This window comes from Streptomyces bambusae (assembly GCF_019400985.1).
Classification (GTDB): Bacteria; Actinomycetota; Actinomycetes; order Streptomycetales; family Streptomycetaceae; genus Streptomyces; species Streptomyces bambusae_A.
Genome location: NZ_WTFF01000044.1, coordinates 22,217 through 31,079 on the forward strand (window position 1 = coordinate 22,217; position 8,863 = coordinate 31,079).

The window sequence follows — 8,863 nt, forward strand, 5'->3', positions numbered from 1 at the left end:
TTCGAGACTCGTTCGAGCTCCGAGAACCCTTGTGGCGCCCCAGGTCAGGGGTTTCCCCGACTGCACAGTAACCCTGTCGTGTGGCCAAGGTCTCTGTCAGCCCGGTCAGCCGCCCGCAGCGAATCTTTGTGGAGTCCCTACGAACGGCCCAGCCATTCTTTGCGTGGCAGGGTCGTGCCGCACCCCTTGTCGCCGGGTTTACCGGTGAGTAGCCTCCGTGGCACCGAACGGGCCAGTGTCAGGGGTGGGATGCGTCGTGCTGCGCAGAATCGTGGCCGGGGCGGCCGCGGCCGTCCTCGTGGTGGAGGCCGCGGCGGTCGTCGTCGTCCATCTGGTGCTGGGCCGGGCGACCTCCGGTCAGTCGATGTCGATCGCCGGCAGCGATCCGGCTGTCATGTCCAAGGCAACATACGTGCTCGGGGCCGGACTCGGCGGCTTCCTCGTGGTGTGCGCCGTCCTGCTCGCCGTCGCCGCGGTCCGCGACCGCGCCCCCGGCCGGCCCGCCCGCGTCCTGCTGATCGCCGCGGCGGTCACCAACGGCGTCCTGAGCGCCCTCGTGGCCGCCCTGGTCGGCTGGGGCGCCTTCGCCGTCCTCACGGGCGTCCTGTGCCTGCTGGTGCTCGTCCTGCTGCTCTACGGGCGCCCGGCGGACCGGGGGGCCGGTCCGGCGTCCGGCGCGGCGTCTGGTCCGGCGTCCGGTCCGGCGTCCGGCCCGGACACGGATCCGCCGGCTGTCCCCCCGACCGCCCCGACCGCCCCGCCGACCGCCCCGCCGGGCGTCGGCCCGGGTCCGCTCACGCCCACAAGTCCGTGACGGACACGCCCAGTTCGCCGAGCAGCGAGCGCAGCAGCGGCATCGACAGCCCGATGACGTTCCCCGCGCACCCGTCGATGCCCTCGATGAACGGCGCCGACAGCCCGTCGAGCGTGAACGCCCCCGCGACGTGCAGCGGCTCGCCGCTCTCGACGTACGCGGCGATCTCCGCGTCGCTCACCTCACCGAACCGCACCGTCGTGGACGCCGTCGCCGACACCTGACGGCCCGTCGCCGTGTCGATCACGCAGTGCCCGGTGCGCAGCACGCCCGACCGGCCGCGCATCGACTTCCAGCGCGCGGTGGCCTCCTCGGCGTCCGCCGGCTTGCCCAGCGCCTCGCCGTCCAGCTCCAGCACCGAGTCGCAGCCGATCACCAGCGAGCCCGCGGCCTCCGCCAGGGAGGCCACCGCGGCGGCCTTGGCCTCCGCCAGGGCCAGCGCCAGCTCGGCCGGGGTGTCCGCGTTCAGCGAGTCCTCGTCGACGCCGCTGACGACGACGTGCGGCGCCAGCCCGGCCTGCCGCAGCAGGTTCAGGCGGGCGGGGGAGGCGGAGGCGAGGACCAGGGCACGCGGCTGAGCAGTCATGCCGGCCATCGTAGGCGGGCACCCCGCACCCGGGACACGGGCCTGTCCGCAGCACTCAGCGCAGGCCGCCCACGCCCAGGACGTAGACCACGACGAGCATGGCCAGGGCCAGCACCACGGTCAACCGCCGGACCATCGCCTGTGCGTCGCGCATGTCCTTGGGCGGCTCGTTCTTCGGGTCGGACCAGAGCATGCCCCGATCCTGTCGCGCGGACGCCGGTGGCGCCTGAGTACGGGTACTCAGGCGCCACCGGATGTTCCCCGCAGGCCTCGCGCGGTCCGCCTCACGCGGGCCAGTACGTACGCCCCCACGCGCGCGGCCCCGGCTGCGGCAGGCGGCGCCCCGCCAGCCGCGCCGGGTCGGACCACGCGTCGGCCACCGGGTGCGCGCCCGACGGCGCCGAGGCCAGCACCGCCGCGCGCGCTCGGACCACCGCCAGGGCGGCGGCCAGCTCCTCCGGGGTCGGGTTCCCCTTGACGACCTTGATCACGTCGAACCTCCTACAGCGGGATGTTGCCGTGCTTCTTCGGCGGCAGCGACTCGCGCTTGCTCCGCAGGTGCCGCAGGCCCCTGACGACGTGCGCGCGGGTCTCCGAGGGCAGCGTCACCGCGTCGATGTAACCGCGCTCGGCCGCCACGTACGGGTTGAGCAGGGTGTCCTCGTACTCGGTGATCAGCTGGGCCCGGGTCGCCTCGACATCCTCGGCCTCGGCGATCGTGCGCCGGTGCAGGATGTTGACCGCGCCCTGCGCGCCCATGACGGCGATCTGGGCGGTCGGCCAGGCGAGGTTGAGGTCCGCGCCCAGGTGCTTGGAGCCCATGACGTCGTAGGCGCCGCCGAACGCCTTGCGGGTGATGACGGTGATCAGGGGGACGGTGGCCTCGGCGTACGCGTAGATCAGCTTCGCGCCGCGCCGGATGATTCCGTTGTACTCCTGGTCGGTGCCCGGCAGGAAGCCCGGTACGTCCACGAACGTCAGCACCGGGATGTTGAAGGCGTCGCACGTCCGGACGAACCGGGCCGCCTTCTCGCTGGCGTCGATGTCCAGGCAGCCGGCGAACTGCATCGGCTGGTTGGCGACGACACCCACCGGGTGCCCCTCGACGCGGCCGAAGCCGGTCAGGATGTTCGGCGCGAACAGCGACTGGGTCTCCAGGAACTCGCCCTCGTCCAGCACGTGCTCGATGACGGTGTGCATGTCGTACGGCTGGTTGGCGCTGTCCGGGATCAGGACGTCCAGCTCGCGGTCGGCCTCGGAGACCTCGGTGTCGGCCTCCTCGGGGAAGGCGGGCGCCTCGGAGAGGTTGTTCGACGGCAGGTACGACAGCAGCGACTTGACGTACTCGATGGCGTCCTTCTCGTCGCCCGCCATGTGGTGGGCCACGCCGGAGGTGCTGTTGTGCGTCCGGGCGCCGCCCAGCTCCTCGAAGCCCACGTCCTCGCCGGTGACGGTCTTGATGACGTCGGGGCCGGTGATGAACATGTGCGAGGTCTGGTCGACCATGACCGTGAAGTCGGTGATCGCCGGCGAGTACACGGCGCCGCCCGCACACGGCCCGACGACCAGCGAGATCTGCGGGATCACACCGGACGCGTGCACGTTGCGCCGGAAGATCTCGCCGTACATGCCGAGGGCCATGACGCCCTCCTGGATGCGGGCGCCGCCGGAGTCGTTGATGCCGACGACCGGGCAGCCGGTCTTCAGCGCGAAGTCCATGACCTTCATGATCTTCTGGCCGAAGACCTCGCCGAGCGAGCCGCCGAGGACGGTGAAGTCCTGGGAGAACACGGCCACCGGGCGGCCGTCGACGGTGCCGTAGCCGGTGACCACGCCGTCGCCGTAGGGGCGGTTGCGCTCCATGCCGAAGTCGGTGGAGCGGTGCCGGGCGAACTCGTCGAGCTCGACGAACGAGCCCTCGTCCAGGAGCAGCGCCACCCGCTCGCGCGCCGTCAGCTTGCCCTTGGCGTGCTGCTTCTCCACGGCCCGCGCCGAGCCGGCGTGGGTGGCTTCGTCGATGCGGCGCTGCAGATCGGCGATCTTCCCCGCGGTGGTGTGGATGTCGATCGGGTCTGAGGGTTGTGACATCGGGGTCGCGGCTCCCTGAGAGGTGTCAACTGCCTGGTCAATTGATTGACTACTGATGGCTACTGGTGCGTAGCGTATCGGCGGGCATGGCGCGCGGCAGTGCGGCGTTTGACACACCTAATCTGCCTTGCATGACGCCATCAGAGCCCTACGCGGGACGCTGGTCCAGCCTCGACCGGCCGCCGCTGAACGCCGCCGCCCTCCAGCGCGCGCTCGTCACGCCCGACAGCCTGTGGACCTCCCTGGAGGTCGTCCCCTCCACCGGGTCCACCAACACCGACCTCGCGGCCCGGGCCGCGGAGCTGCCCGAGGGCGCCGTCCTCGTGGCCGAGGAGCAGACGGCCGGCCGCGGCCGGCTGGACCGCACCTGGACCGCCCCGGCCCGCTCCGGGCTGTTCTTCTCCGTCCTGCTCAAGCCGGGTCCGGACGTGCCGCAGGAGCGGTGGGGCTGGCTGACCCTGCTCGCGGGCGTGGCCACCGCGAACGGGCTGTCCCGCGCGGCAGGCGTGGACACGTCACTCAAATGGCCCAACGACCTGCTGGTCAGCGTCGAGGGCGAGGAGCGCAAGACCGGCGGCATCCTCGCCGAGCGCACTCCCGACGGGGTCGTCCTGGGCGTCGGCCTCAACGTGAGCCTCACCTGGGACGAGCTCCCGGTCCCCGCCGCGGGCTCGCTGACCCTGGCCAAGGCCGCGGTCACGGACCGGGAACCGCTGCTGAAGGCGGTGCTGCGCTCGCTGGAGCAGTGGTACGGCGACTGGCGCGCGGCGGGCGGCGACCCGGCGGCCAGCGGCCTGCAGGAGAGCTACGCGGCGGGCTGCGCGACGCTGGGCCGCCACGTACGGGCGGAGCTGCCGGGCGGGCAGGAGCTGACCGGCACGGCGGAGGCGGTGGACGCGGACGGCCGGCTGGTCATCCGGACGGCCGACGACCGGCGCGAGGCGGTGGGCGCGGGGGACGTCGTGCACCTGAAGGGGGCGCACTAGCGGGCCCGGCGGGGCGGTGCGGGGCCCCGGACTGCCCCACCCGGGCGGTGCGGGGTCCCGCCGCACCGGGTCGGGGGAGCCCCGGAAGGCAGCGGCGAGTGAGGTACGGCACATCTGCCGTATGGTTTAGGCGATCCCGGAGGGCAATGCGTACGGAATGGACAGGAGGCGGCCCTTGACCGTCGACGACTCGTCCCCCGGGGCTGCCCACGGCGCGGGGCCGAGCATGCCCATCGGCCGTGACCAGCACACACCGCACCACGAGGTGGACCACACCGCCCAGCCGACGGCGGACCCGCTCGCCATCCGGCTGGAGCAGCTGATCCTGGGCGCCGAGCGCCGGTACACGCCGTTCCAGGCGGCGCGCAGCGCCGGGGTGTCGATGGAGCTGGCCTCGCGGTTCTGGCGGGCGATGGGCTTCGCGGACATCGGGCAGGCCAAGGCCCTGACGGAGGCGGACGTGCTGGCACTGCGGCGGCTGGCGGGCCTGGTGGAGGCGGGGCTGCTCAGCGAGCCGATGGCGGTACAGGTGGCGCGGTCCACCGGCCAGACCACGGCGCGGCTGGCGGAGTGGCAGATCGACTCCTTCCTGGAGGGGCTGACGGAGCCGCCGGAGCCGGGGATGACCCGTACGGAGGTCACGTACCCGCTGGTGGAGCTGCTGCTGCCGGAGTTGCAGGAGTTCCTCGTCTACGTCTGGCGGCGGCAGCTGGCGGCCGCGACCGGCCGCGTGGTGCAGGCGGCCGACGACGAGGAGATGGTGGACCGGCGCCTCGCGGTCGGCTTCGCGGACCTGGTCGGCTTCACCCGGCTGACCCGCCGGCTGGAGGAGGAGGAGCTCGGCGAGCTGGTCGAGTCCTTCGAGACCACGGCGGCGGACCTGGTGGCCGCGCACGGCGGCCGGCTGATCAAGACCCTGGGCGACGAGGTGCTGTACGTCGCCGACGACGCGGGCACGGCGGCGGAGATCGCGCTGCGGCTGGTCGAGACCATGGAGGCCGACCGGATGATGCCGGAGCTGCGGGTGGGGATGTCCTTCGGCACGGTGACGACCCGCATGGGCGACGTGTTCGGCACGACCGTGAACCTGGCGAGCCGGCTGACCTCGATAGCCCCGAAGAACGCGGTGCTGGTGGACGGGGCGCTGGCGGAGGAGCTGGCCCGGACCGGGGACGCGCCGGTGTCGGAGAAGCAGGCCGAGGAGGGCGCCCCGTACCGCTTCGCGCTCCAGCCGATGTGGCAGCGGCCGGTGCGCGGGCTGGGGGTCGTGGAGCCCTGGTTGCTGACGCGGCGGAGCCCTAAGATCCCCGGGTAACGCTCGTTAACCGGGGAGGTCCCACCATGTCGTCCGAGCACTCGTCGCCGTCCGGGCAGCCGTCGTCCGAGCAGAGGTTCGGGGAGTTCGTCGCGGTGCGCAGGCACGGGGAGGACGGCGTCGTCGAGCTGGCCCTCGACCGGCCCAAGGCCATGAACGCCGTCTCGACGGAGATGGCCCGCTCGATCGGGGCCGCGTGCGCGGCGCTCGCGGCGGACTCCTCCGTACGGGTCGTGGTGCTGACCTCGACGCACGAGCGGGCGTTCTGCGTCGGCGCCGACCTCAAGGAGCGCAACTCCTTCACGGACGCGGAGCTGGTGCGGCAGCGGCCGACGGCGCGCGGCGCGTACGGCGGGGTGCTGGAGCTGCCGATGCCGACGATCGCCGCGGTGCACGGCTTCGCGTTGGGCGGCGGCTTCGAGCTGGCGCTGGCGTGCGACGTGATCGTGGCGGACGAGAGCGCGGTGGTCGGCCTGCCCGAGGTCTCGGTCGGGGTCATCCCGGGCGGCGGCGGCACCCAGCTCCTGCCCCGCCGGGTGGGCGCGGCCCGGGCCGCCGAGCTGATCTTCACCGCGCGCCGGGTCGAGGCGGCGGAGGCCCTGTCGCTCGGCATGGTGGACTCGGTGGTCCCGGCCGGCCAGGACCGCGAGGAGGCGCTGGCGCTGGCGGGCCGGATGGCGGCGAACTCGCCCGTCGGCCTGCGCGCGGCGAAGCGGGCGCTGCGCCTGGGCCACGGCATGGACCTGGCGGCGGGCCTGGAGATCGAGGACGCGGCGTGGCGCACGGTGGCCTTCTCGGGCGACCGCGCGGAGGGCGTGGCCGCGTTCAACGAGAAGCGGCGGCCGAACTGGCCGGGGGAGTAGGCGGGGCGTCGGGCCGCCGGGGTTCGGCCCCTGGCGGCCCGGTGGCCGGCCGGGCCGTCGGCCTTCGGCACTACTTCGGAAAGTCGGCCGTGTCGATTGTGACCGTGCCGACCGCTTCGAAGTCGATGGTGAGGGACTCCCCGTACGGGACGCGCTGTGGGTGCCCGTAGCCGAGCTCGTGCGGCTCGGTGAACAGGGTCACCTCGTGCTTCTGGCGGTCCACCAGCAGGTACCGCGGAATGCCGGCCTTGCCGTACGCGACGCGCTTGACGTCACGGTCGGTCGCGGCGTTGCCACTGGTGACCTCGACGACCAGCTCGACGTGCTCCAGGCGGACCGCCCAGTTGACGCCGCCCTTCGGGGCGTACGACACGTCACGGAGCCGGGCGTCCGTCACCAGCAGGTCCGGGACAGGCACCTTCGACAGCGAGGGGAGGATGAGCCCGGAGTTCGAGCTCAGTCCCCAGGAGCGCGGAATGACCGTGCGCAATTCCGTGCGCAGGTAGTCGAGGATGTCCTCGAGGTCACCGGAGGGCGGAGGTACCAAGACGATTTCCCCTTCGATGATCTCCGACCGCCAGCCCTCGGGAGTCTCCGTGCTTTCGTAGACGTCCAGCATGTCCGTGACGGCCGGCTCGTCAGCAGGGGGTAGCGATTCGTGAATAGGCAGTGACATGGACCGTGTCCTTTCCTTCACGTCGCGCGCGCCCCGACACCGTCATCGTGCCACGCAGCGCTGACACGACACCCCGGTACGGCGTCTTTGCCGGGAGTCGCCGGGATTCGCCGGGATTCGCCGGGAGTCGCCAGGAAACGCCGGCCGACGCCGGCCGACGCCACCCGCCCAGGTGGCTCCGGACGCTCTGAACCGGACAGATCGACCTAGTCTTGGGTGATGGGACTCGACGGGCGGTTGCGGGCCGTGGTGAGCCTGGCGCAGGCCATGGCGGCGGCTCAGGTGCCGCGTGACAGCGTGCGCGCCGCCGCGCGGGGAGCCCGGGTGGCCATGGACGGGTCCTTCGCCGCGATCTCCGCGTGGGAGCGCGAGCGGGGCCGGCTGCGGGTGCTGGTGAACGAGGGGGAGCGGCGCGCCGGGGAGGAGGAGTTCCCCGCGGACGAGTCCTACCCCGTGCACGACTTCCCCGAGATCGCCGAGTTCCTGCACGAGCGCTGGGCCGGCGGCCGCGGCCCCCACGCCTGGGTGGAGAGCGCCGTCGAGGCCCGGCCCGGCCGGCGCGGCGAGGCCCTGCGGCGGCGCGGCCGCGGCACCTGCGTGGTGGCGCCGATCGTGCTGAGCGGCCGGGCCTGGGGCGAGCTCTACGTCGCCCGCGACGAGGGGCTGCCCGACTTCGACGAGGACGACGCCGAGTTCGCGGCCGTCCTGGCCGCCGTCGTCGCGGCCGGCCTCGCCCAGAACGAGCGGCTGGAGGAGGCCCGGCGGCTCGCCTTCACCGACCCGCTGACCGGCCTGGCCAACCGCAGGGCCGTCGACGTACGGCTGGACGAGGCGCTGGAGGAGCACCGCGCCACCGGAGCCGTGGTCAGCCTGGTCGTCTGCGACCTCAACGGACTCAAACGCGTGAACGACACCCTCGGCCACGCCACAGGAGATCGCCTGCTGGAACGATTCGGCTCGGTGCTGAGCCTGTGCGGGGCGATGCTGCCCGGGGCCCTGGTCGCCCGGCTGGGCGGGGACGAGTTCTGCCTGCTCAGCGTCGGCCCCACCGCCGACGAGGTGGTACGGGTCACCGAGGAGGTCTGCGTCCGGGCCGCCGAGCTGGAGCTGGGCGACGGGGTCGCCTGCGGGGTCGCCTCGACCGGGGACGACATCGGCACGGTGAAGTCCTCCCGCCGGCTGTTCCGGCTGGCGGACGCCGCCCAGTACAAGGCCAAGGCGGCCCGCTCGGCCACCCCCGTCGTCGCCGGCCGGGACACCACGGTCGTCCGCCTGGCCGACTCCGCCCCGCAGCCGGCCCCGGGCGAACCGACCGGCGAACGCCGCAGCTTCCGCGGCCGCGGCTGAACCGGACCGCGGCCCGCCCCTGTCTCCTGGCCCGTGGCCCCCTCCTGGCCCCTGACCCCTGCCCCCTCCTGTCCCCTGGCCCGTGGAGCCGCACTGAGCCGCCTGCCCGCCGCCCCCGCCCCGCCCGCCGGCAGCGGGCGGCCCGCGTGGGCCCCACTCTTATTCACAACCGTCCAGGCCGTGCATCG

The 8,863-nt window shown here is 73.3% G+C and carries 10 protein-coding genes; 5 read left to right on the forward strand and 5 right to left on the reverse strand.

Features of this window, described 5'->3' with window-relative positions; translation table 11 throughout:
• Window positions 1–256: 256 nt before the first annotated feature.
• A complete protein-coding gene (locus GPJ59_RS09385; protein WP_258024112.1) occupies window positions 257–814 on the forward strand; it encodes a hypothetical protein in 558 nt (185 codons plus the stop codon).
• Here GPJ59_RS09385 and GPJ59_RS09390 read toward each other — a convergent pair.
• The 4 genes from GPJ59_RS09390 to GPJ59_RS09405 form a co-directional block, all read right to left on the reverse strand.
• Window positions 795–1,400 (reverse strand): Maf family protein, encoded by a 606-nt coding sequence (locus GPJ59_RS09390; protein WP_219666015.1) that lies wholly within the window; start codon window positions 1,398–1,400, stop codon window positions 795–797. The two genes, GPJ59_RS09385 and GPJ59_RS09390, sit on opposite strands and share 20 nt — an antisense overlap.
• Window positions 1,401–1,455: 55 nt before the next feature.
• Window positions 1,456–1,593 carry a morphogenic membrane protein MmpB gene (mmpB, locus tag GPJ59_RS09395; protein WP_219666016.1) on the reverse strand — a complete coding sequence of 46 codons (138 nt, stop codon included), beginning with the start codon at window positions 1,591–1,593 and terminating at the stop codon, window positions 1,456–1,458.
• 91 nt (window positions 1,594–1,684) lie between these two features.
• A complete protein-coding gene (locus GPJ59_RS09400; RefSeq protein ID WP_219666017.1) occupies window positions 1,685–1,891 on the reverse strand; it encodes an acyl-CoA carboxylase epsilon subunit in 207 nt (68 codons plus the stop codon).
• Between the two features lie 10 nt (window positions 1,892–1,901).
• Complete coding sequence (locus GPJ59_RS09405) at window positions 1,902–3,488, reverse strand: acyl-CoA carboxylase subunit beta (RefSeq protein WP_219666018.1); 1,587 nt, start codon at window positions 3,486–3,488, stop codon at window positions 1,902–1,904.
• A 131-nt stretch (window positions 3,489–3,619) separates the two neighbouring features.
• Here GPJ59_RS09405 and GPJ59_RS09410 point away from each other — a divergent pair, with 131 nt between their 5' ends.
• The 3 genes from GPJ59_RS09410 (at window position 3,620) to GPJ59_RS09420 (ending at window position 6,652) form a co-directional block, all read left to right on the forward strand.
• Complete coding sequence (locus GPJ59_RS09410) at window positions 3,620–4,474, forward strand: biotin--[acetyl-CoA-carboxylase] ligase (RefSeq protein ID WP_219666019.1); 855 nt, start codon at window positions 3,620–3,622, stop codon at window positions 4,472–4,474.
• A gap of 175 nt (window positions 4,475–4,649) precedes the next feature.
• Entirely contained in the window at window positions 4,650–5,789 is a 1,140-nt protein-coding gene (locus tag GPJ59_RS09415; protein ID WP_219666020.1) for an adenylate/guanylate cyclase domain-containing protein, read from the forward strand.
• Window positions 5,790–5,815: 26 nt separating this feature from the next.
• Window positions 5,816–6,652 carry an enoyl-CoA hydratase/isomerase family protein gene (locus GPJ59_RS09420; RefSeq protein ID WP_219666021.1) on the forward strand — a complete coding sequence of 279 codons (837 nt, stop codon included), beginning with the start codon at window positions 5,816–5,818 and terminating at the stop codon, window positions 6,650–6,652.
• Window positions 6,653–6,722: 70 nt separating this feature from the next.
• Here GPJ59_RS09420 and GPJ59_RS09425 read toward each other — a convergent pair whose 3' ends face one another.
• Window positions 6,723–7,328 (reverse strand): Uma2 family endonuclease, encoded by a 606-nt coding sequence (locus GPJ59_RS09425; protein WP_219666022.1) that lies wholly within the window; start codon window positions 7,326–7,328, stop codon window positions 6,723–6,725.
• Between the two features lie 219 nt (window positions 7,329–7,547).
• Between GPJ59_RS09425 and GPJ59_RS09430 the strand changes: the two genes are divergently transcribed.
• Window positions 7,548–8,675, forward strand: coding sequence for a GGDEF domain-containing protein (locus GPJ59_RS09430; protein WP_219666023.1), 1,128 nt, complete (start codon window positions 7,548–7,550; stop codon window positions 8,673–8,675).
• The last annotated feature ends 188 nt before the right edge of the window (window positions 8,676–8,863 follow it).